Source organism: Kitasatospora sp. NPDC001095 (assembly GCF_053598615.1).
The window spans coordinates 182,329-203,618 of the sequence record NZ_JBSFKQ010000010.1; the positions used below are offsets into that span (position 1 = coordinate 182,329).

The following is a 21,290-nucleotide window of genomic DNA, read 5'->3' on the forward strand; positions in this document are numbered from 1 at the left end:
TCCCCGATTACCCACCGTGCCGTTCCCCCCACAGAGGCAGACCCTAGCGCCTCCCGAGCCCGTGCAGTAGGGCTTGCAAGGGGGTGATCCGGACGCGCCCCCGGGGTGCGTCAGGCGTTCGAACGGCAGCCGCCGGGCGAACGCTGGGCGCGGGCCGAGGCGTACAGGCAGACGGCCGCCGCGGTGGCCAGGTTGAGGCTCTCGGCGTGGCCGTGGATCGGGACGCGCACGACCTCGTCGGTGAGCGCGCGGGTCTCCTCCGGAAGCCCCCACGCCTCGTTGCCGAACACCCATGCGCCGGGCGCGCCCAGGGTGCCCTCGTCCAGCTCCCGGTCCAGGTCGCGCTCCCCGGCGCCGTCCGCGGCGAGCACCCGGACCCCGGCCTCGCGCAGCCTGCCGACGGCCTCCTCGACCGGCACGCCGACCGCCACCGGCAGGTGGAACAGGCTGCCCACGGAGGCCCGGACGGCCTTCGGGTTGTAGAGGTCCACCGAGGCGTCGGTGAGTACCACGGCGTCCGCGCCGGCCGCGTCGGCGGTGCGCAGCACGGTGCCGGCGTTCCCGGGGTCGCGCACGTGGGCGAGGATCGCGACCAGCTTGGGGCGGGCCTGGAGCACCTCGTCGAACGGGGTGTCGATGAAGCGGCAGAGCGCCACGATGCCCTGCGGGGTCACCGTGTCGCAGATCCCGGCGATCACCTCGTCGGTGGCGGTCAGCACCGGCAGCCCCTCGGTCAGGGCGGCCTCGACGATGCCGGCGTGCCGCTCGGCGGCCTCCACGGTCGTGTAGACCTCGACCACGGCGTGCTCACCGGTGCCCGGCAGCCTGCCGAAGGCGATGGCCTCCCGGACGGCCTGCGGGCCCTCGGCCAGGAAGCGGCGCTCCTTGGTGCGCTGGTTGCGCTTGGCCAGCCGGCGGGCGGCCACGACGCGCGGCGAGCGCAGGGAGGTCAGCAGGGGGGTGTCGGTGCTGGGCATGGTCTCGTTCTCCGGAGGCGCTGAAGGAGGGGGCAAAGCAGGACCGGACCCGCAGGCGAACCTGCGGGTCCGGTCAGAGCTCAACCGATCTCGGAAGATCAGGCGGCGTCGGCGGCGGCCTTCGGGGCGTTCACGTCGGCCGGCAGCGCCTTCTGGGCGACCTCGACCAGGGAGGCGAACGCACCCGGGTCGTTGACGGCCAGGTCGGCCAGCATCTTGCGGTCGATCTCGACGCTGGCGGCCTTCAGGCCCTGCACGAAGCGGTTGTAGGTGATGCCGTTGGCACGGGCCGCAGCGTTGATGCGCTGGATCCACAGCTGACGGAAGTCGCCCTTGCGCTTCTTGCGGTCGTTGAAGTTGTAGACCAGCGAGTGGGTGACCTGCTCCTTGGCCTTGCGGTACAGGCGCGAACGCTGGCCACGGTAGCCGCTGGCGCGCTCCAGGATGACCCGGCGCTTCTTGTGGGCGTTGACTGCCCGCTTGACGCGTGCCACTTGATTACTCCTTGGGTTGGACCACGGACTACTTCACGTGGTCCGTCATTCGAATGGGTCGGGAAGGATCAGCTGCCCCGCTCGCGGCTCGCGCCGGGCGGGAGGGCGATCACTTGCCGAGAAGCTTCTTGATCTTCTTGGCGTCAGCGGGGGCCATCTCGACGGTCCCGGCCAGCTTGCGGGTCAGCGTCGAGGGCTTGTGCTCCAGGAGGTGGCGGCGGCCGGCGCGCTCGCGCAGCACCTTGCCAGAGCCACTGATCTTGAAGCGCTTGCTGGCGCCACTGTGCGTCTTCTGCTTCGGCATTTCGCCGTATCTCCTCGTCGGTCCCGTTCACGCCCGCGCGGCGGTCGCCACGCGGGCGTGAACTGGATGGATCTGCGGTGACCGGGCGGGACGCCCCGTCACCCTGTGGGCCGGTCTCCCGGGCCCTCCTGGCCGGTGAAGGCTCAGGCGCCCTGGGAGGCGGCCGGCTGCTCGACCGGAGCGTCGGCCTCGACGGCCGGCGCCTCGGCCGGGGCGTCCTGCGCCTCGGTCACGGCATCCTCGGTCACGGCGTCCTCGACCTCGGCCTCCGCAGGGGCGTCGGAGCCGGCGGTGCGGCCCTGACGCTCGGCCTTGCGGGCGTCCGCGAGGGCGCGGGCCTCGGCCATCGCCTCGGTCTTCTTCTTGTGCGGGCCAAGGACCATGATCATGTTACGGCCGTCCTGCTTGGGCGAGGACTCGACGAAGCCCAGGTCCTGGACGTCGTCGGCGAGCCGCTGAAGCAGACGGAAGCCCAGCTCGGGGCGGGACTGCTCACGACCGCGGAACATGATCGTGATCTTGACCTTGTCGCCCTGCTTGAGGAACCGGACGACGTGACCCTTCTTGGTGTCATAGTCGTGCGGGTCGATCTTCGGCCGGAGCTTCATCTCCTTGATGACCGTGTGCGCCTGGTTCTTGCGCGCCTCACGGGCCTTCATGGCCGACTCGTACTTGAACTTGCCGTAGTCCATGAGCTTGCACACCGGCGGCCGGGCGGTCGCCGCGACCTCGACCAGGTCGAGGTCGTACTCCTGCGCGAGCTCCAGCGCCTTGGCAAGCGGCACGATGCCGACCTGCTCGCCGCTGGGACCGACGAGTCGCACCTCGGGGACGCGAATCCGGTCGTTGATGCGGGGCTCGGTGCTGATGGGGCCTCCTCGGTTGCACCTTCTGCGATGCGGCCGTCGGACGGCGGTCGCACGTAGTGGACTCGACCACTGGGCGGGGCTTCATTCGTGCTGCGCTGTCCGGTACGTACACCGCCACACGAAAAAAGCCCCGCTCGGTACAAGCGGGGCTCCACACAACCGGGGGCTGCGCCCGGTGAGGGGCGCTGCGGCGACTCGGCACCAGGGGCGCCCGTCGCGGACCGGGACCCGTCGACCCGGAGGCCGATCAGGTGGGAGACTTTCGCGGTTGCCCTCTCGGGCCTCCTCAGTGGAGCCTCCACTTGCTGGCCGAGTGCCCATACGGGATCCCGGCCGGTCAGTCTCGAAGCTTACAGCGTCGGGAGGTCGAACGCTATTCCGCCCCGGCGCACTGCCCCGTCCGCGTCCCCCGGGGCCCTTGTACGCTCCACGTGTACCCACACGGCACGAAGGAACGAGCCCCCCTTGAGCAGCGAGCCCACCCAGACCCCCGGCGCGGACGACGACGCGATCGGCTTCGACGACCTCACCCGCGACATCGCCGAGGTCCCGGCCGTCGAGGTGATCACCACCGTCGCGGTGCACCTGATGAGCGCCGCCGCCGTCAAGTGCGGTCTCGCCGAGGGCGGCGAGAAGGACAAGGACCTGGACGAGGCCCGCAAGCTGATCACCGCGCTCGCCGGGCTCGTCACCGCCGGCGCCCCGGAGATCAGCAACTTCCACGCCGCGCCGCTGCGGGACGGGCTGCGCTCGCTGCAGCTCGCCTTCCGCGAGGCGTCCATCGTCCCGGACGCCCCGGGCGCCGGACCGGGCGAGAAGTTCACCGGGCCGGTCTACTCCTGAGCTTCGGTTCCTCCTCGCGCGAGGAGGAACGGAGAAGGCCACCGACTCCCGCGAGCCGGTGGCCTTCTCCGTTCCCTACCGCCTGTGGAGCGGCTCCCCCGGCAGCTCCGCGCTCGCCGGCAGCACCGCGAGGTCCAGCCCCCGGTCCAGCCGCACCCGCAGCACCGGGTCGGCGGCCACCGCCTGCCCGACCCGCTGCGCGGCCGCCTGCAGCCCGGCCTGGTCCAGCGCCGGGTCGAACACCACCGCGAGCACCCCGTCCGAGCCCTCCGAGGCCGCCAGCAGCCCGCTGACCACCTGCGGCTCGGCCGCCAGCAGCGCACGGACCGCCTCGCGCACCTCCGGGTCGCGGACCGGCGGCAGGAACGGGCGGTTCTCCGCGAGCGCCCGCAGCCGGGCGCCGCTCAGCTGGAACGCCACCGGCCCGGCCGGGTCGATCAGCAGGGTGTCGGCGCGCTCCGAGTAGGCGACCATCGCGGCCTGCGGGGCCGCCGTCGGCGCCGGGCGGGCGTCGGCGCGCCAGCGGGTGAGCGCCTCGAGCGACGTGAAGGCCGGCAGCGCGCGGCGCCCGTCCGGGGCCTCCAGCACCGGGACGGCCATGTCGCTGGTCTTCTCGTGCCGGTGCCCGTCCGGGCTCACCTCGACCTCGCCGAGGATCGCGACGATCGGGACCATCAGCCGGGTGGGGGGCAGTGCCGCCAGCACCTCCGGCTCGGCCGCGCGGTCCTGGGACCAGCGGGCGAGGGCCTCGGCGAGCGCCGGGTCGGCGGTGCCGTCGTCGTCGGAGAAGCCGGGGTTCGGGATGCTCTTGCCGACGAACGCCGGGTTGGAGAAGTCTTTGCGGTCCACCCGCCCGACCCTATGCCACCGCGCGCGGACGGCCCCATTTCCCTGCACGCGGCCCCTACCCACCGGTAGCGCGCTGTGGCACCCTGCGCCCATGGTGATCCTCGACGCGCCCGCGACCGCACCCGCCCCGGTGTCCGACCGCCTCCGGTACGACCGTGCCACCGCCCACCTGGACGGTCCGGTGGCCGTCGTGGACCTCGCCGCGTTCGACGCGAACGCCGCCGACCTGGTCCGCCGGGCCGGCGGCAAGCCGATCCGGCTGGCCAGCAAGTCGATCCGCTGCCGGGCCCTGCTGGACCGGGCGCTGGCCGTGGACGGCTTCCTCGGCGTGATGAGCTTCACCCTGGACGAGTCGCTCTGGCTGGCCCGCACCGGCGTCCGCGACGTCCTGCTCGCCTACCCCAGCGCCGACCGGGCCGGCTTCGCCGAGCTGACCGCCGACCCGGAGGCCGCCCGCGAGATCACCGTCGTCCTGGACGACCCGGCCCAGCTGGACCTGATCGACGAGGCCCGCGGCGGCGACGCCGAGGTGCGGGTCTGCCTGGAGCTGGACACCTCGCTGCAACTGCTCGGCGGCCGGGTCCGGGTCGGCGCCCGCCGCTCGCCGTTGCGCACCCCCGAGGACCTCGGCGCCTTCGCCGAGCTCGTCCAGCGCCGCCGGGGCTTCCGGGTGGTCGGCCTGATGGCGTACGAGGGGCACGTCGCCGGGGTGGGAGACCGGGTGCCCGGGCGGCCGGTGCGCTCCGGGCTGATCCGGTTGATGCAGGCCAAGGCCAGGACGGAGCTGGCCGAGCGGCGCGCGGCGGCGGTCCGGCGGCTGCGGCGGGTGGCCGACCTGGAGTTCGTCAACGGCGGCGGCACCGGCAGCGTGGAATCCACCGTGGCCGAGCGCGCCGTCACCGAGGTGGCGGCCGGCTCCGGGCTGTACCAGCCGCAGCTCTTCGACAACTACCGCGCCTTCCGGGGCCGCCCGGCCGCGCTGTTCGGCCAGCCGGTGGTGCGCCGCCCCGGCCTCGGCGTGGTGACCGTCCTCGGCGGCGGCTACCCGGCCTCCGGCGCGGCCGGCCCGGACCGCTCCCCGGTGCCGTACCTGCCGGCCGGGCTGCGCTACGACCCGATGGAGGGCGCCGGGGAGGTGCAGACCCCGCTGCTCGGCTCGGCGGCGGACGACCTGCTGATCGGCGACCGGGTCTGGTTCCGGCACGCCAAGGCGGGCGAGCTGTGCGAACGCTTCGCCGAGCTGCACCTGGTCGAGGGCGACCGGATCGTACGGACCGTGCCGACGTACCGGGGCGAGGGGAAGACGTTCCTCTGACGCCTCGTCCGCCCTTGCCCTACCGTGGTGCCGACATTGCGGTACGACAAGGGAGCAGCATGGACGCCGAACTCGTGCAGGAGATGCTGAGGTCCGGGGCGACCTCGGTGGCCGGGCTGATGGCCACGGCCGCCTGGAACCAGGCCAGTTCGCGGATCGCCCGGCTGCTCGGGCGCGGCGAGCGGGACGAGGAGGCGAGCGCGGAGCTGGAGGTGATCCGCGCCGAGGTGCTGGAGGCGGGCGGCGACGAGGAGGTCCTGGCCGACCAGGCCGCGGCGGTTCGCAACCGGCTGCGCGCACTGTTCCGGGCGAACCCGGAGGCGGCCGAGGAGCTCTTCGAGATCCTCCAGGAGTTCCTTCCCGGCCAGTTCCACAAGGAGCCCGGCGGGACGTACATCATCAACGTCATCAGCGGGAGCTCGACCGTCAACAGCGACCTCGTGATCCAGGCCGGCAGCATCCACGGCATGCAGCGCTGACCTTTCCGGAGCCTTAACGGGGCCCGATGGAACGGCTAACCACAGCCGTCCGTCGGGCCTTTGCGCTGCTCGGGGGCCTACAGTCCGTCAACGAGCGCAGCGCGCACGGCTATTGCCTTCTGGTCCAGACCAATCCTACGCTTCGGCCCGGGGGTCGCGCGCCGGGCCGGCGGCTCCCGAACGGGCAGGCGTGCCCGTTCCCCCACACACGCCCGGAACGACGGTCGAGGAGTCCCCACCCCATGCCCATCAAGCGAACCGCCCTGTCCGTCGGCGTGATCGGCGCCGCGGTCGTCGCGGTGGCCGGTGCCACCGCCGGTACCGCCAGCGCCCACGGCACGATGACCAACCCCGTGAGCCGCGTCGCCGCCTGCTACGCCGAGGGCCCCGAGCACCCGGTGTCCCAGGTCTGCAAGGACCTCGTCGCCGCCGGCGGCACCCAGCCGCTGTACGACTGGAACGAGGTCAACATCGCCAACGCCAACGGCAACTCCCAGGCGCTGATCCCGGACGGCAAGCTCTGCTCGGCCAACCGGGACAAGTACGCGGCGCTGGACTGGCCGCGCACCGACTGGCCGGCTACCGCGGTGAAGGCCGGTGCCTTCACCTTCCAGTTCCGCACCACCGCGCCGCACGTCGGCACCCAGACCGTCTACATCACCAAGCCGGGCTACGACCCCACCAAGCCGCTGAAGTGGTCGGACCTCGACTCGACCCCGGTCGCCCAGGTGCAGGTCGACCGCAACGCCGTCAACGGCTTCTACACCTACTCCGGCACCCTGCCGCAGCGCACCGGCCGTCAGGTCCTCTACACGGTGTGGCAGCGCAGCGACAGCCCGGAGGCCTTCTACTCCTGCTCCGACGTCGACTTCGGCGCCTCCACCACCGCCGTGTCTGCGCTCGCCGCCCAGGCTCCGGCCGCGCCCAGCGACGCCCAGATCGCGGCCGACGCCTCCAAGTCCACGGTCGCCCACCACGGCCACGGCGGGGACCCGGACTCCCCGGCCGGCCGGGTGATCCCGACCGCCTCCGCGGCCGTGGGCGGCACCTCGGCCACCGGTCCGCTGCTGCTCGCCGGCGCCGCCGCGATCGGCGTCGGCTGGGCCGGCATGGTGCTCCGGCGCCGTCGCGTCGAGGCTGTTCGACGCGACTCCTGACGCCGGGCACGGGACCGGGCCGGCCACTCCCCCGTCCGGCCCGGTCCCGTGACACCACCCCGCGCGACGACGAACGGCGGCCCGCCCGGTTTCCCTCCGGGTGGGCCGCCGCCGTGTGGTGTGAGGAGCGCGGGGCTCAGGTGGTGGTGCCGCCGGCGCCGGGCCCGCCGGAGCCGGTCCCGGGCAGGCCGGGGATGGCCGGGAGCTTGCCCTTGTAGGTGGTGATGCCCTGGACGATGGTGTCCATCACCGCGACGTCCGGCGACTTGTCGGCGATGTCGAAGCCGAAGTGCACCGAGACCAGCGCCTTCCCGTCGGCGGACGGGAAGACCACGGTCTGCACGTAGCCGCTGTTGCCCTTGGCCGCGTCCGCCTTCCAGCGGACCAGGTAGCCGTCCTGGCCGTTGACCTTCACGGCCTCCGACTTGAGCTCCTGGTGCCCGGTGAGGTCACCGTACGAGTCCTTGGCCGCCGACGCGATGTCGGCCTTGGCCGCCGCCTGGACGTCGGTGCCGCCGCCGGTGATCCGGCCGGTGGTCGCCCCGCCGAGGGAGCACTCGTTCTTGCCGTCCACGCAGGTGTACGAGCCGACGGTGAGCATGGCGTAGCCCTTGTCGGTGGTGCCGGCCTGCCAGCCGTCCGGGACCGGCAGGACGATCCGGTTGACCACGTCGATCGCCTGGTCGGTGCTCGGGCGGGTCCGGCCGCCGCCGTTTCCGCCCCCGCCCCCGTTGCCGCCCTTGCCGCCCTTGCCGTCCCCGCTCCCGCCGTCGCCGGGGTCGCCGAAGCCCGGGAGGCCGCCCCACGGGCCGGAGCCGTCCTGCGGGGCCGGGCGGGCGCTGCGCCGGGCGCGGTCCCCGTGGCCGTCCATCGCGAGGTAGGTGATCCCCGAGCCCGCGCCGAGGCCGAGCAGGGCGGCGAGGGTGGTCGCGACCACCAGCTTGGAGGGCTTGCGCCGGGGCTTGCGCGGCGGCCCGGCGGGCGAGCCGTAGGCGGTGCCGAAGGGCGGCGGCTCCGGGTAGCGGACGGTCGGGCCGCTGTCCAGCACCTCGCCCTCCAGCACCCGGGGACGGTCGGCCGTCCCAGGCTGCGGGGTCGCGGCGCCCGTCGGATCCGCCTCCGGGGAGTCCGGAGTGCCCGCCTGCGGGGAGTCCGGAGTGCCCGCCGGGGCGCCCGGCGTCGGGGCGTCCGAGGGCGCGGGCCGGGTGTCGGCCGTCCAGCCCCTGCCGTCCCACCACCGCTGCGGCCTCGGGTCGCCGGAGGTGTCCTTCGGGTCCGGGTACCACCCGGCGGGAATCTGCTCGCTCACGGTAGAGAAATCTAAAGGCAGCCGGATAAGCGCGAAATCAGCGCAGCCGGGAATTCCGGCCGTTTTCGATGAGATTCCGGTGAGAACCCCGGCCGCGCCGCCCGCGGCGACTACAGCGGGGTCACGTACGCCCCGGAGATGCCGCCGTCCACCAGGAACTCGCTCGCCGTGATGAACGAGGAGTCGTCACTGGCCAGGAAGGCCACCGCGGCGGCGATCTCCTCGGCCCGGGCGAACCGGCCGAGCGGGATGTGCACCAGCCGGCGGGCGGCCCGCTCCGGGTCCGCGGCGAACAGCTCACGCAGCAGCGGGGTGTCCACCGGCCCGGGCGAGAGCGCGTTGACCCGGATGCCCTCCCGGGCGAACTGCACGCCCAACTCGCGGGACATCGCCAGCACCCCGCCCTTGGAGGCGGTGTAGGAGATCTGCGAGGTGGCCGCGCCCATCCGGGCCACGAAGCTGGCGGTGTTGATGATCGAGCCCCGCCCGTGCCGGCGCATGTACGGCAGCGCGGCCTTGCAGCACAGGTAGACGGAGGTCAGGTTGACCTCCTGGACCTTCCGCCAGGCGTCCAGTCCGGTGGTCAGGATCGAGTCGTCCTCGGGCGGCGAGATGCCCGCGTTGTTGAAGGCGACGTCCACGCTGCCGTAGGTCTCGTACGCCTCGTCGAACAGCGCCTCGACCATGTACGGGTCGGTGACGTCGGTGTGCACGAACAGCCCGCCGACCCGCTTCGCGGCGGCCCGCCCGGTCTCCTCGTCGAGGTCGGCGCAGACCACCTTCGCGCCCTCCGAGGCGAGCCGCCGGGCGGCGGCCAGGCCGATCCCGCTGCCCGCGCCGGTGACCACGGCGGTGCGGCCGACCAGCCGGCGGCAGACGACGTCGTCCCGCGCGGCGTGCTTCTCGCTCATCGGGCTGTCACTCCTCGCTGTGGATGAAGACGTTCTTGGTCTCGGTGAAGTGGCGCAGCGCGTCCGGTCCGAGCTCGCGGCCCACCCCGGACTCGCCGTAGCCGCCGAAGGGTGTCCAGAAGCGCACCGAGGAGTGCGAGTTGACCGACAGGTTGCCCGCCCGTACGCCCCGGGCCAGGCGCAGCGCCCGGCCGACGTCCCGGGTCCAGATCGAGCCGGACAGCCCGTAGCGGGTGGCGTTGGCCAGCCGCAGCGCGTCGGCCTCGTCGGTGAACGGCAGGACGGCGGCGACCGGGCCGAAGATCTCCTCGGTGACGGCCGGGACCTCCGGGTTCCCGGGGGCGATCACCGTCGGCGGGTACCAGTAGCCGGGCCCGTCCGGGACCTTTCCGCGGGCCAGCACCGGCAGGTCGGGGGTGACGTAGGAGGACACCCGGCGGACCTGGGCGGCCGAGATCAGCGGGCCGAGCTGGGCCTGCGGGTCGGCCGGGTCACCGGTGCGCAGGGTCTCGACGGCGGGCAGCAGCAGGGCGAGGAAGTCCTCGTACACCTCGCGCTGGACCAGGATCCGGCTGCGGGCGCAACAGTCCTGGCCGCTGTTGTCGGCGAAGGACATCGGGTCGGCGGCGCGGGCCAGGTCGGCGTCGGCGAAGACGATGTTGGGACTCTTGCCGCCGAGTTCCAGGGTGACCCGCTTGGCGTGGGCGGCGCAGCGGGCGGCGACCTCCTTGCCGACGACGGTCGAGCCGGTGAAGACGATCTTGCGGACGGCCGGGTGGTCCACCAGGGCCCGGCCGGTGGTGGCGCCCGCGCCGGGGACGGTCTGGAACAGGCCCTCGGGCAGGCCGGCCGCGAGGGCGAGTTCGGCCAGCCGCAGGGCGGTCAGCGGGGTGGCCTCGGCGGGCTTGAGCAGGACGGCGTTGCCGGCCGCCAGGGCGGGGGCGAAGCCCCAGGCGGCGATCGGCATCGGGAAGTTCCACGGTGCGATCACCCCGACCACGCCCACCGGCTCGTGGAAGGTCACGTCCAGGCCCCCGGGGACGGGGATCTGCCGGCCGGTCAGCCGCTCCACTCCCCCGGCCGCGTACTCCAGGAGGTCCCGGACGTTGCCGGCCTCCCAGTGGGCGTTGGCCAGGAGGTGGCCGGCCTGCGCCACCTCCAGGGCGGCCAGCTCGGGGACGTGCACGTCGACCTGGTCGGCGAACCGGCGCAGCAGCCGGGCGCGTTCGCCGGGGGCCAGCGCGGCCCAGCCGGCCTGGGCCCTCACCGCGCGCCGGACGGCCGCGTCCAGCTGCCCGGGGGTGGTGTCGGGGACGGTGGCGAGCACCTCGCCGGTGGCGGGATTGCGGACGCTGCTGCTGCTTTCGGCGTCCGCGTCCGCGTCCGCGTTCGTGTTCGCGTTCGGCTCGGTCACGGGTCACATCCGTTCGAAGGATCGGTAGCGCTCCCAGTCGGTGACCGCCCCGTCGTAGGCGGCCTGCTCGACCCGGGCCATGTTCAGGTAGTGGTCGACCACGTCGTCACCGAAGGCCTCCCGGGCCAGGGCGCTCTGCGCCCACAGGTCCGCCGCCTCGCGCAGCGATGCGGGCACCCGGGCGTACTCCTCGACCGCGTAGGCGTTGCCGAGGCAGGGTGGGGGCAGTTCCAGCTTGCGCTGCAGCCCGTGCAGGCCGGCCGCGATCATCCCGGCCACCGCGAGGTACGGGTTGACGTCGCCGCCCGGCACCCGGTTCTCCATCCGCAGGCCGGGGCCGTGGCCGACCACCCGGTAGGCGCAGGTGCGGTTGTCCCGGCCCCAGGCGACGGCGGTCGGAGCGAAGGAGCCCGGGCGGTAGCGCTTGTAGGAGTTGATGTTCGGCGCGTACAGCAGGCCGAACTCGCGCAGCGCGACCAGCTGGCCGGCCAGGAAGTGCCGCATGGTGTCGGTCATCCGGCCGTCCCGGTCGGCGAAGGCGGGGGCGCCGACGGCGTCGCGCAGCGAGAGGTGGATGTGGCAGCTGTTGCCCTCGCGCTCGTCGTACTTGGCCATGAAGGTGAGCGAGCAACCGAGTTGGGCGGCGATCTCCTTCGCGCCGGTCTTGTAGACGCTGTGCTGGTCGCAGGTGGTGAGGGCGTCGGCGTAGCGGAAGGCGATCTCGTGCTGGCCGAGGTTGCACTCGCCCTTGGCGGACTCCACCACCAGGCCGGCGCCGGCCATCTCGGTGCGGATCCGGGACAGCAGCGGCTCGACCCGGGCGGTGCCGAGCATCGAGTAGTCCACGTTGTAGAGGTTCGCCGGGGTCAGGCCGCGGTAGCCGCCCTGCCAGGCCTGCTCGTAGGTGTCGCGGAAGACCAGGAACTCCAGCTCGGTGCCGATGTCGGCGGCCAGACCGTGCTCGGCGAGCCGGGCGATCTGGCGGCGCAGCAGCTGGCGCGGGGCGGCGTCCACCGGGTGGCCGCCGTGCCGGGCGAGGTCGGCGGTGACCTGGGCGGTGCCGGGCTGCCAGGGGGTCAGCCGCAGGGTGCCGAGGTCGGGGCGCATCGCGAAGTCGCCGTAGCCGGTGGCCCAGGAGGAGAAGGCGTAGCCGTCCACGGTGTTCAGGTCGACGTCGACGGCCAGCAGGTAGTCGCAGGCCTCGGCGCCGTGCTCGGCGACCTCGTCGAGGAAGAACCGGGCGGCGAAGCGCTTGCCCTGGAGACGGCCCTGCATGTCGGTGAAGGCGAGCGCGACGGTGTGCACCTCGCCGGCGTCCACCAGGGTGCGCAGGCCGTCCAGGGTCAGCGGCGGCCGGGACGGCGCGCCGGCGGCGGCCCGTGCGGACAGTTCGGGCGTATCGGGCATGGCCGAGCCCTCCTCCTCGATCACTCTTCGAGATCAAGCGGTCACAGCGAACCGTACGGCCTGCGGCTCGCGGGGCGGAAGAGGGCGGGCGGGTGTCGGGAGGGGACGGGCCGGGGTCCGGCCGGGAACCGACACGACGCCGCCCGCCCGGGGCGCGCCGACGCGCGTGGCTGACGGTGGATCAGCCCCTTCGGAGGGAGAATGCGCGCCATGGATCGCAGGCCTTTGATCGGCGTCAGCACCTACCTGGTGGACGCAAGTTGGAGCGATTGGCGGGGCCGCCGGGTGGCCCTGCTGCCCGAGCGGTACACCGCGCAGGTCCGGGACTCCGGCGGGATCGCGGTCCTGCTGCCGCCGGACGCCCCGGAGCGCGCGCCGGAGGTGCTGGCCCGGCTGGACGGCCTGGTGATCGCCGGCGGGCCGGACATCGACCCGGCCTACTACGGGGAGCCGGCCCACCCGGCGACGGAGGTGGACTCGCCGGAGCGGGACGCCTGGGAGGTCGCGCTGCTGCGGTCGGCACTGGCGGCGGGCATGCCCCTGCTGGCGGTCTGCCGGGGGATGCAGATCCTGAACGTGGTGTGCGGCGGGACGCTGGTGCAGCACCTGCCGGACGTGGTGCCGGTGGACGTGCACGGCGGGACGCCCGGCCGCTACGGCTCGCACCCGGTGCGCCCGGTGCCGGGGACGCTGCTGGGCGGGCTGCTGCCGGAGAGCGAGTTGGAGGTGCCGACCTTCCACCACCAGGCCGTCGACCGGGTGGGGTCGGGTCTACGGGTGAGCGCCCACGCGCCGGACGGGACGGTGGAGGCGGTGGAGGGGCCGGGGTTCACGCTCGGGGTGCAGTGGCACCCGGAGCAGGGGGACGACCTGCGGCTGATGCGGGCCCTGGTCAGGGCGGCCACCGCGGCGGTCCTCGACACACTGATGCTGGGGTAGCACAACTGGGCGCGGGGGAAGGGGATTTCGGTTGTTCGGCGGGGTGCGGAACGCACCGGGTGCGCCCCTGGGAACGGCAACGACAACGGTCACCAGTACAGCCTTTGGATCTTTGTCGATTCTGCGGTTCACTTCGGTTGCGGGGCGGTCACGACGCACCCCGCTTCCCACCCGTGCGCCCAGAGAGGACTTCCATGGCCGGGCAGGAGCATTCGCACGATGATCATGCGCATGACCACAGGCACTCGCATGCGCACGGCTCAGGCGGGCACGCGCACGGTTCGGGCGGCCACGGCGGCCACTCGCACGGCGTCTCCGCCGACGCGGACCGACGCTGGCTGCTCGGCGCCCTCACCCTGATCGTCGTCTTCATGGCCGGCGAGGTCGCGGTCGGCTTCGCCGCCCAGTCCCTGGCGCTGATCTCGGACGCGGCCCACATGCTCACCGACGCCGCCTCGATCGTGCTCGCGCTGGTCGCCATGCGGCTCGCCGCCCGCCCGGCCCGGGGCGGCTACACCTACGGACTCAAGCGCGCCGAGATCCTCTCCGCCCAGGCCAACGGCGTCACCCTGCTGGTGCTGTCGGCCTGGCTGGGCTACGAGGCGATCACCCGGCTGCTCGAACCGCCGGAGGTCACCGGCTCACTGGTGCTGGTCACCGCGCTGGTCGGGATCGTGGTCAACCTCGCGGCCACCTGGTGCATGTCCAAGGCCAACCGCAGCTCGCTGAACGTCGAGGGCGCCTTCCAGCACGTGCTGACCGACCTGTACGCGTTCATCGCCACCGCCGTCGCCGGCGCCGTCGTCCTGACCACCGGCTTCGCACGGGCCGACGCCATCGCCTCGCTGATCGTCGTCGCGCTGATGCTCAAGGCCGGCATCGCGCTGGTCCGGGACTCCGGGCGGATCTTCCTGGAGGCCGCCCCGGCCGGGATCGACCCGGACACGGTGGCCGACCGGATGGTCACCGAGCCGCTGGTCGAGGAGATCCACGACCTGCACATCTGGGAGATCACCTCCGGCCAGCCCGCCCTGTCCGCACACATCCTGGTCACCCCCGGCGGCGACTGCCACGCGGTGCGGCGTTCCCTGCAGCGCCGGCTCTCGCAGGAGTACGGCATCACCCACTCCACCCTCCAGGTCGACCACGTCGGCGAGGACGAGGCGGGCGCGCTGCTGCAGATCGCCACCCCGTCCGACGCCGCCACCGAACACTGCGCCGACGCCCACGGCCCGGTCCACCGCGCCGGACCGCACGAGCACTGAGCGGTTCCTGTCGCCCGGGTGCGGCATGATCTGACACGTGACCGCACCCCGACTGATGCTGCTCGACTCCGCCAGCCTGTACTTCCGGGCCTACTTCGGCGTACCGGACACCCTGCGCTCGCCGCAGGGTGAGCCGGTCAACGCCGTCCGCGGCCTGTTGGACTTCATCGCCCGGCTGGTCCACGACCACCGGCCCGATCAGCTGGTGGCCTGCATGGACGCCGACTGGCGCCCCCAGTGGCGGGTCGACCTCGTCCCCTCCTACAAGACCCACCGGGTCGCCGAGGCGGCCGAGGACGGCGAGGAGGAGGTGCCCGACACGCTGGCCCCGCAGGTCCCGGTGATCGAACAGGTGCTGGACGCCCTCGGCATCGCCCGGGTCGGCTCCCCCGGCTACGAGGCGGACGACGTGATCGGCACCCTCACCGCCCGCGCCACCGGGCCGGTGCAGATCGTCACCGGCGACCGCGACCTCTTCCAACTGGTGGACGACGCCCGCGGGATCACCGTGCTCTACCCGGTCAAGGGCATGGGCAACCTCCAGGTCACCGACGACGCGGTGCTGCTGGAGAAGTACGGCGTGCGCGGCGCCCAGTACGCCGACATGGCCGCCCTGCGCGGGGACCCGTCGGACGGCCTGCCCGGCGTCAAGGGCATCGGCGAGAAGACCGCCGCCCAGCTGATCAACGAGTACGGCGACCTCGCGGCCATCCGCGCCGCCGCCCTCGACGTCGGCTCCAAGCTCACCCCGGCCCGCCGCCGCAACATCGTCGAGGGCGCCGCCTACCTCGACGTCGCCCCCAAGGTCGTCCGCGTCGCCGACGACGCCCCCCTGCCTTCCTTCGACCCGGCCCTCCCCCGCGAGCCCCTCTACCCCATGACGCTGGAGGAACTCTCCGCCCGCTGGGGCCTCGGCACCTCCCTCGACCGGCTCCTGGAGTCCCTCGCCACCCGCTGAGCCACCGTACTCACGAAGGGGCCCGCACGTTCGACGCGAACGTGCGGGCCCTCGGCGTTCCCGGGGTTGTCGGCGGTGACCGGCGTTCCCTCGTTGTGGCAGAACGTGCACGCCAGTCCGCAGTCGTCGATCACCTTGACACGGATGGTCCGGTCCCGGACGACCCTGACCGCGGGACGACGGGTAGCTGACAGGACTCGTCTCCGTCACTCGAACGTGAGCCGGGGGATCGACTCGATGTCGATCCCGTACCGGCGGTAGACCTTGGTCGTGTTCTCGCTCGTCAGTTCCTCGAGAGGGAGCTTGAGCGCGAGGGCCGTCGCGTGGACGTGTTCGGCGCTGTCGCCCTCGATCTCCAGGTAGGGGGGAATCAGCGGCCAGTAGTCGATCTCGACGGCCGCACCGGCCAGCCTCCAAGAGGACCGGCGGTTCTCCTGGTACGCCTTCGGCTGGTAGCCGAGCTTGCCGAGGAGCGTGTTCATCGCGTCGAAGTCGCCGACGGTCGTCTCCGTTTCGGTCACACCGTCGATCGCGTCGGAGTGGATCTCCTTGACGCACAGGGTGACGTCGGTGCCCGTGTCACGCAGCCGGACCCACGCACCCGGCCGGCCGGGGATGTCGTAGACGTAGCGGCGCTGGAACCGGTCGACCAGGTGCTCGGCTCCGACGTCGGCGAGGAGCACGCGCATGGCCTCCGGCTCGATGCCGAGGACCTTCGCCTCGAACTCAATTGCGGTCACGGAAAGTTGCCTTCCTCGATGCGGTACGAGCATGCCAGCGCACGGTATCGGCGACGGTGCGAGCCACCTCATCAGGCGTGCGCCCGGTGCCGTCGACCCTCAGCAGCCCGAACGCCCGGTACACACGGGAGCTTTCGGCCACGTTCGGTTCCTCCCGCCGGTGCCAGGAGCTCAGCCTTCCCAGCTCGGCCCGCCGACGAAGTCGCTCCTGGCGGACGCATTCATCCACCTCCAGCAGAATCGGCACGTGTGGGACGAGGGCCCCGTCCGGATACCGCGGCAGGCAGTCGTGCCCCATCGCCCGGTGCGTGGCGATCGTGCGCGGGAAGTAGGACTCGACCACCACCGTCCGACCGGACTCGACAAGCGCTCGAGCGGTCTCGGATTTGATGTGGTTGGCCATCATCCACCAGTGGAACCGCGCCGACAGGATGCCGGCGGCGTCCACCTCAGCACGCATGCGGGGGAACGTCGGCAATGTCCCGTCGGTGAGGTGAACCCCGTTGACCAAGGCGGCGACCAGCGGAGCGACAGTGGTCTTCCCGCTCGCGCTGAGACCGTCGATGGTGATGAAGAACCCTCGGGTCACGCCCATGTGAAATTCCGTCTCCTCGTTCGGGCTTGTCATCGTGGCCCCCAGTTCCACGGGGCCGGGTGGGCTCCGCGCAGGCACTTGATCCGGTGGGCGACTTCCTGACGGGTGTTGGCGTCCAGGTGGGCGCGGCGCACCGTGTCCATCACCGCGGTGAGGACGACGACGTCGCGTACGACCTGGTAGCCGGACCATGCGCCGATGTAGGGGTGCTGCGGGAGCCGGTCCTCGCGTTCATACGAGAGGTAGGTGTCGGCGTAGGTCCGGTGGTCCTGGCGTGGGCCGATGAGGAGTTCGGAGCGCCAGCGGGCGGCGACCAGGTCCCATTCCCGGTGGCCGCGACGGAGCGGGCGGCGAAGCAGGAGTCCCACGTGGACGCCGTCATCGTGACAGGGGACCATGCCGAGGGCGCCGAGGATGACGGTGTCCGGCGTCGGCCAGTCGAGGTAGTCCCACTCCTCGCGCAGCTGGGCGGTGTGCTCGCGCAGGAACCGGCGGGCGGACTCGTTCAGCGGAGCGTCGTCCAGACCGTCCAACAGGCCGGCGAACGGGTCGTGTTCTCTGAGCCAAGGGGCCGTCCCGGGGTCGATCCGATGGGTGAGGGCGGTCACCCATCCGGACAGGGACGTGTCGGTACTCGGTGGCCCCGGGTCCTGCCAGAAGGTCACGGCCCGGCCTTCGGCGGTCGTGCGGATGTCCGTGTACCAGGGCGAGGTGACGGCAATCTGGTGCTGTCGCAGGAACTGCGCGCTCTTGATCAGGGCCCAGGCCTCGTCCGGGTCGGGGTGCACGATGGCGAGCGCACGGGAGTCGGGCAGCGACCACAGCTGGTTCGGGCTGTCGCTGACCAGCTCGGCCTTCGCGACGTCGTCTCCGGTGAGGACGCAGGCCTGCGTCAGGGCCTCGAAGGAGGCCGCGACGTCCAATCTGCGGGCCGGGGTGGCGGTCTTGAGCAACGTTCTGGTGCGCGGTCCGACGCTCACGGCGCAGTCCTCTGGTACGGAGTGGTGGATGGACGGGAAGGGAGGGCGGTCCGATAGGCCACAACCCCATGGGGCCGTACCGGATCGCAGGCGCGATGACTACGCCGGTATCCGGTCCAATGCGGGACTCTCAGCGCCCGGGCACGGCTCCCCAGTCCGCCGGCCGATCCGTCGGCCGACCTGCTCGACCACGGCGGCCACCTGCCCTACCGGATCGGGCAGTTCGATCTCGGCCCAGATCTCCTTGCCCCCTTCAGCAAGGTTCTCGACGCCGAACCGGGACGCGACCCCCATGACCAGCCTCAGACCGCGGCCGCAGGTCGCCTCGGTGCTCGCCGGGCGGTATTCGGGCCCGCCACCACCCGGGTCCGCCACGGACACGCGCAGCACGCCCGGGGCGCACGCGAGGGAGGCGGTCAGCTTCACATCCGGCCGGTCGCCACCGCAGCCGTGCAGGATGGCGTTGGTGCCGAGTTCGGACAGCACGAGCTCCACATCCTCCAACAGACGGCTTTGCTGCTGATCGTTCAGGTCGAGGTCGAGCTTCGGCGCCACCGTCCTCGCCCAGCGACGGATGGCACCGATCTGCGCCAGCTCGGCGGGAAAGGCGGTGGTACAGGGACGTCGAAGATGAGACGTGGACATCAGCGAACTCCGGGGTGAGGAACCCTAAGCGGCCATCGGCCAGTGGGCATGGAACCCGTGCGACTGGAAGCTGCCTCCAAGGAGGAGCCGATGGATAGTCAACTACCGTTCTCGTTCGGGTGGATCGGCCAGGAGGCATGGCTGTTTTCAGGACATGGCTCAGAAAGATGGCGAGTATGGTAAGACACGTTCGGCACACCCCCGGGGGCGGCAAGGATGACCACGCGCGACGCCGTGGAGACGATCGGCCCGCTGCTTCGGAGACTGCGGAAAGCCACCGGCCGTACGCAGGAGGAGTTGGCCGGCGATCTGTCGAAACGTCGGAATTACCCGATCGAACAGGGAACGGTATCCCGCTGGGAGACCGAGAAGGCCCTGCCCGACCCAACGTCCCAGCAGCTTCTCGCTGCTGAGTTCGACGTGCCGGTGGAGGAACTGCGCAGGGCCGCTATCGCGGCCCGACGGATCAGGCGGCAAGACAAGCAGACGGCGAAGGAGCCGGACGTGAATCGGCGACAGTTCATGGCAGCGGGAGCCGGGATCGCGGTGATACCAGCGATCGACTACCTCGGCTCGGGGCGGAGGCTCGGCGCGGACGTGCCCCGACAGTTGCGCGCGCGAACCGCGCGGCTGCGCCGCCTGGACGACTTCATGGGTGGCGGAGACACCTACGCCATGTACTGCAAGGAGCTGGGGGATACGGTCCGCCTGGTCGACGAAGGCGCCTACACCGAGAACACCGGGACCGGCCTGCGGAGTGTCATTGCCGAACAGGCCCAGCTCGCCGGGTGGGCGGCATTCGACGCGGGCCGCTACGGCGAAGCGCGTTCGCACTACCTGACCGCGATGACCGCAGCTCAGACCGCCAAGGACAGCTCGCTGGCGGGAAACTCCTACGCCTTCCTCGCCTACCTGGAGTGGGCCACCGGAGGCGGCTCCGGGATCGAGTTCGCCACGGCGGCCTGCGAGACAGCCGGACGCGACGCCTCACCGGCGGTGCGGGCCCTGCTGTGGGACCGCCTGGCCTGGCAGCACGCCACCAACGGCAACGCCAATGCCACCGAACGCGCTCTCGCTGCTGCCGAAGAAGCCATCCGCGAGGAAGCCGACCGGCCGGAGCCGGACTGGGTGTACTGGATCAACTTGGACGAAATCTCCATCATGACCGGCCGATGCTGGGCCGAGCTCCACCGACCGCTGCGAGCCATCCCCGCCCTGGAGTCAGCGTTGTCCCGCTACGACGACACCATGGCCCGCGACAAGGCCCTCTACCTGTCCTGGCTGGCCTCCGCTTATCTGGACGCGGGAGAGATCGAGCACTCCGCCGCGATCACCGGCAAAATCCTCGACCTCTCCCAAGGGCTCGCCTCGACCCGCCCGGCCGGACGCTCCCGCATTCTCCTCCACCGACTTCAACAACACCGCCAGCTCTCGCCAGTCGCTGAACTCCTGGAACGCAGCGTGGCGTCCTAGCCTCCCGCAGGTCGCGTCGCCCGGGTGATCCAGTCCAGATAGAGCTTCGGTCCGGACAGAATCGGCAGCGAGATCGCCTCCGGGCTGTCGTACGGATGCTCCGCAACGACATGCCCCTCCAACTCGGCCACCCGATCCTTCGTTGTACGAAAGGTCACCTGCCACTCGATGCCCTCGCACACCTCGCCAAGGTGTCGGTAGGTCGTGGCGACCGGCCCGGTGACCTGCCCTGAAGCAGCCAAACCGGCTTCGACTGCAGAGCGGGACAGCTTGGCGCCAGCGGCCTCGCTGTCGACGGTGGTGATCATGATCAAAAAGTCAGCCATGCCCGCGACACTACTCGGCACACAGGGGACGCGAGATAGTGCACGCGTCAACTGGTCAGACCTGCCTACGACAGGAACAAACAACTACATGCCGTCCCGCGACGTTGCCCTACAGATACGCGGCGCGCTGTCCCCTACCGCGGCTGGAAGGTGCCTCTCATCGACGCCGTGGACCGACACACCGCTGAATACCTGGCGGCCACCATCTGACCCGCCACCCTGGCGCGGTTCGTTCACAGGAGGGGAAGACCCGTGGGTGATGTCTTCAGCGTGGAAGCGATCGGACACGTCGTGGGAGGCCGTACGGAACCGACCGACGACTACTGGGGAGGAACCCGCGCCATCATCCGCCTCGACGGAGACAGGTTCCCGCCGGACGCGACGAAGGGGCTGGAGGAGTTCTCCCACCTCGACGTGATCTTCCGGTTCCACAGGACCGACCCGACCGACCTGAACTTCGGTGCGCGCCGCCCCCGGGACAACCCGGACTGGCCCGAGGTCGGTGTGTTCGGCCACCGGAACATGCGGCGGATCAACTGGCTCGGGTCCTCCCGCTGCCGTCTCGCGAAGGTCGATGGCCTGGACCTGCACGTCGAGGACCTGGACGCCATCGACGGCACCCCGGTCCTCGAAGTGAAGCCCTGGTTCAAGGAGTTCGGACCGCGCGGAGAGGTGCGCCAACCCGCATGGACCACCGACATGCTCCGTGACTACTTCGCCCCGATGCCTCCCACGTCCTGACGGTCGGCATCACCTCGTTCGTTCCGGCTGCCTCTTCTCCGTGGAAAGTCGACCGGATCGACTTCCCACGCAACCGCTCACCATCCCGTTGCCGCTTCGGCCCCGCCGAAGCGGCAACGGAAGAATCCTCGCTTCTACCGTCACATGCCTCTGCCCCCGCCGTCGGCGGGGGCAGAGGCGTTTTTCTGCACGAGAAGTCGGCTGGGCGACTCTGCTGGCGAAGTATTTGATCTGGTCAGGCCGCCGCTGGGATGGCGTGTTGGGTGCAGAGTGTGTGGATGCGGGTGGGGCGGCGGTTGG

Annotated in this window: 23 protein-coding genes and 1 pseudogene; 9 read left to right on the forward strand and 15 right to left on the reverse strand. The window is 71.8% G+C overall.

Features of this window, described 5'->3' with window-relative positions:
• Positions 1-110: 110 nt before the first annotated feature.
• The 4 genes from ACWDBB_RS12585 to infC form a co-directional block, all read right to left on the reverse strand.
• Entirely contained in the window at positions 111-977 is an 867-nt protein-coding gene (locus tag ACWDBB_RS12585) for a TrmH family RNA methyltransferase (protein WP_449789546.1), read from the reverse strand.
• Between the two features lie 98 nt (positions 978-1,075).
• Complete coding sequence (rplT, locus tag ACWDBB_RS12590) at positions 1,076-1,471, reverse strand: 50S ribosomal protein L20 (protein ID WP_030055649.1); 396 nt, start codon at positions 1,469-1,471, stop codon at positions 1,076-1,078.
• A 109-nt stretch (positions 1,472-1,580) separates the two neighbouring features.
• The gene (gene rpmI, locus ACWDBB_RS12595) at positions 1,581-1,775 is read right to left on the reverse strand and encodes a 50S ribosomal protein L35 (RefSeq protein WP_030286227.1); all 195 of its coding nucleotides are present in this window, start codon (positions 1,773-1,775) and stop codon (positions 1,581-1,583) included.
• Between the two features lie 143 nt (positions 1,776-1,918).
• Positions 1,919-2,644 carry a translation initiation factor IF-3 gene (gene infC, locus ACWDBB_RS12600; protein ID WP_449789568.1) on the reverse strand — a complete coding sequence of 242 codons (726 nt, stop codon included), beginning with the start codon at positions 2,642-2,644 and terminating at the stop codon, positions 1,919-1,921.
• Positions 2,645-3,109: 465 nt separating this feature from the next.
• Here infC and ACWDBB_RS12605 point away from each other — a divergent pair, with 465 nt between their 5' ends.
• Positions 3,110-3,487: a DUF1844 domain-containing protein gene (locus ACWDBB_RS12605; protein ID WP_224281591.1), complete on the forward strand. Its 378-nt coding sequence runs from the start codon at positions 3,110-3,112 to the stop codon at positions 3,485-3,487.
• Between the two features lie 75 nt (positions 3,488-3,562).
• Here the strand turns inward: ACWDBB_RS12605 and ACWDBB_RS12610 are convergent, their stop codons facing one another.
• Complete coding sequence (locus tag ACWDBB_RS12610; protein WP_449789547.1) at positions 3,563-4,336, reverse strand: SseB family protein; 774 nt, start codon at positions 4,334-4,336, stop codon at positions 3,563-3,565.
• A gap of 91 nt (positions 4,337-4,427) precedes the next feature.
• Here ACWDBB_RS12610 and ACWDBB_RS12615 point away from each other — a divergent pair, with 91 nt between their 5' ends.
• From ACWDBB_RS12615 to ACWDBB_RS12625, 3 genes are all read left to right on the forward strand, one after another.
• Positions 4,428-5,651 carry an amino acid deaminase/aldolase gene (locus ACWDBB_RS12615; protein WP_449789548.1) on the forward strand — a complete coding sequence of 408 codons (1,224 nt, stop codon included), beginning with the start codon at positions 4,428-4,430 and terminating at the stop codon, positions 5,649-5,651.
• A 59-nt stretch (positions 5,652-5,710) separates the two neighbouring features.
• Entirely contained in the window at positions 5,711-6,130 is a 420-nt protein-coding gene (locus ACWDBB_RS12620) for a hypothetical protein (RefSeq protein WP_449789549.1), read from the forward strand.
• A 242-nt stretch (positions 6,131-6,372) separates the two neighbouring features.
• Positions 6,373-7,287, forward strand: a complete 915-nt coding sequence (locus ACWDBB_RS12625; protein ID WP_449789550.1) for a lytic polysaccharide monooxygenase auxiliary activity family 9 protein — start codon at positions 6,373-6,375, stop codon at positions 7,285-7,287.
• A gap of 136 nt (positions 7,288-7,423) precedes the next feature.
• On the opposite strand, the gene ACWDBB_RS12630 is transcribed toward ACWDBB_RS12625, so the two are convergent.
• The 4 genes from ACWDBB_RS12630 to ACWDBB_RS12645 form a co-directional block, all read right to left on the reverse strand.
• Positions 7,424-8,596, reverse strand: a complete 1,173-nt coding sequence (locus tag ACWDBB_RS12630; RefSeq protein ID WP_449789551.1) for a DUF2510 domain-containing protein — start codon at positions 8,594-8,596, stop codon at positions 7,424-7,426.
• A gap of 110 nt (positions 8,597-8,706) precedes the next feature.
• Complete coding sequence (locus tag ACWDBB_RS12635; protein ID WP_449789552.1) at positions 8,707-9,507, reverse strand: 3-oxoacyl-ACP reductase; 801 nt, start codon at positions 9,505-9,507, stop codon at positions 8,707-8,709.
• A gap of 7 nt (positions 9,508-9,514) precedes the next feature.
• Positions 9,515-10,921: an aldehyde dehydrogenase family protein gene (locus ACWDBB_RS12640; protein ID WP_449789553.1), complete on the reverse strand. Its 1,407-nt coding sequence runs from the start codon at positions 10,919-10,921 to the stop codon at positions 9,515-9,517.
• A gap of 3 nt (positions 10,922-10,924) precedes the next feature.
• On the reverse strand, positions 10,925-12,328 hold the full coding sequence (locus ACWDBB_RS12645; RefSeq protein WP_449789554.1) for a glutamine synthetase family protein: 1,404 nt from the start codon (positions 12,326-12,328) through the stop codon (positions 10,925-10,927).
• 210 nt (positions 12,329-12,538) lie between these two features.
• On the opposite strand from ACWDBB_RS12645, the gene ACWDBB_RS12650 reads away from it, so the two are divergent.
• The 3 genes from ACWDBB_RS12650 to ACWDBB_RS12660 all read left to right on the forward strand — a co-directional run bounded on the left by ACWDBB_RS12650 (position 12,539) and on the right by ACWDBB_RS12660 (position 15,490).
• Complete coding sequence (locus tag ACWDBB_RS12650) at positions 12,539-13,267, forward strand: gamma-glutamyl-gamma-aminobutyrate hydrolase family protein (RefSeq protein ID WP_449789555.1); 729 nt, start codon at positions 12,539-12,541, stop codon at positions 13,265-13,267.
• Positions 13,268-13,461: 194 nt separating this feature from the next.
• A complete protein-coding gene (locus ACWDBB_RS12655; RefSeq protein WP_449789556.1) occupies positions 13,462-14,532 on the forward strand; it encodes a cation diffusion facilitator family transporter in 1,071 nt (356 codons plus the stop codon).
• Positions 14,533-14,587: 55 nt separating this feature from the next.
• Complete coding sequence (locus ACWDBB_RS12660) at positions 14,588-15,490, forward strand: 5'-3' exonuclease (RefSeq protein ID WP_449789569.1); 903 nt, start codon at positions 14,588-14,590, stop codon at positions 15,488-15,490.
• A gap of 47 nt (positions 15,491-15,537) precedes the next feature.
• Here ACWDBB_RS12660 and ACWDBB_RS12665 read toward each other — a convergent pair.
• The 5 genes and pseudogenes from ACWDBB_RS12665 to ACWDBB_RS12685 form a co-directional block, all read right to left on the reverse strand.
• Positions 15,538-15,684 (reverse strand): annotated as a pseudogene (locus ACWDBB_RS12665) (radical SAM protein); the annotation flags it as partial.
• Positions 15,685-15,696: 12 nt separating this feature from the next.
• A complete protein-coding gene (locus tag ACWDBB_RS12670; protein ID WP_449789557.1) occupies positions 15,697-16,230 on the reverse strand; it encodes a class IV adenylate cyclase in 534 nt (177 codons plus the stop codon).
• Positions 16,217-16,825 carry a hypothetical protein gene (locus tag ACWDBB_RS12675; RefSeq protein WP_449789558.1) on the reverse strand — a complete coding sequence of 203 codons (609 nt, stop codon included), beginning with the start codon at positions 16,823-16,825 and terminating at the stop codon, positions 16,217-16,219. The genes ACWDBB_RS12670 and ACWDBB_RS12675 overlap by 14 nt, the downstream gene beginning before the upstream one ends.
• Before the next feature lie 29 nt (positions 16,826-16,854).
• Positions 16,855-17,805: a hypothetical protein gene (locus ACWDBB_RS12680; RefSeq protein WP_449789559.1), complete on the reverse strand. Its 951-nt coding sequence runs from the start codon at positions 17,803-17,805 to the stop codon at positions 16,855-16,857.
• A gap of 99 nt (positions 17,806-17,904) precedes the next feature.
• Complete coding sequence (locus ACWDBB_RS12685) at positions 17,905-18,450, reverse strand: ATP-binding protein (protein ID WP_449789560.1); 546 nt, start codon at positions 18,448-18,450, stop codon at positions 17,905-17,907.
• Positions 18,451-18,666: 216 nt separating this feature from the next.
• Here ACWDBB_RS12685 and ACWDBB_RS12690 point away from each other — a divergent pair, with 216 nt between their 5' ends.
• Positions 18,667-19,923, forward strand: coding sequence for a helix-turn-helix domain-containing protein (locus ACWDBB_RS12690; RefSeq protein WP_449789561.1), 1,257 nt, complete (start codon positions 18,667-18,669; stop codon positions 19,921-19,923).
• Here the strand turns inward: ACWDBB_RS12690 and cutA are convergent.
• Positions 19,920-20,249, reverse strand: a complete 330-nt coding sequence (cutA, locus tag ACWDBB_RS12695) for a divalent-cation tolerance protein CutA (protein WP_449789562.1) — start codon at positions 20,247-20,249, stop codon at positions 19,920-19,922. The genes ACWDBB_RS12690 and cutA overlap by 4 nt on opposite strands.
• A gap of 252 nt (positions 20,250-20,501) precedes the next feature.
• Between cutA and ACWDBB_RS12700 the strand changes: the two genes are divergently transcribed.
• Complete coding sequence (locus ACWDBB_RS12700) at positions 20,502-20,990, forward strand: SAM-dependent methyltransferase (protein ID WP_449789563.1); 489 nt, start codon at positions 20,502-20,504, stop codon at positions 20,988-20,990.
• Positions 20,991-21,290: the final 300 nt, after the last annotated feature.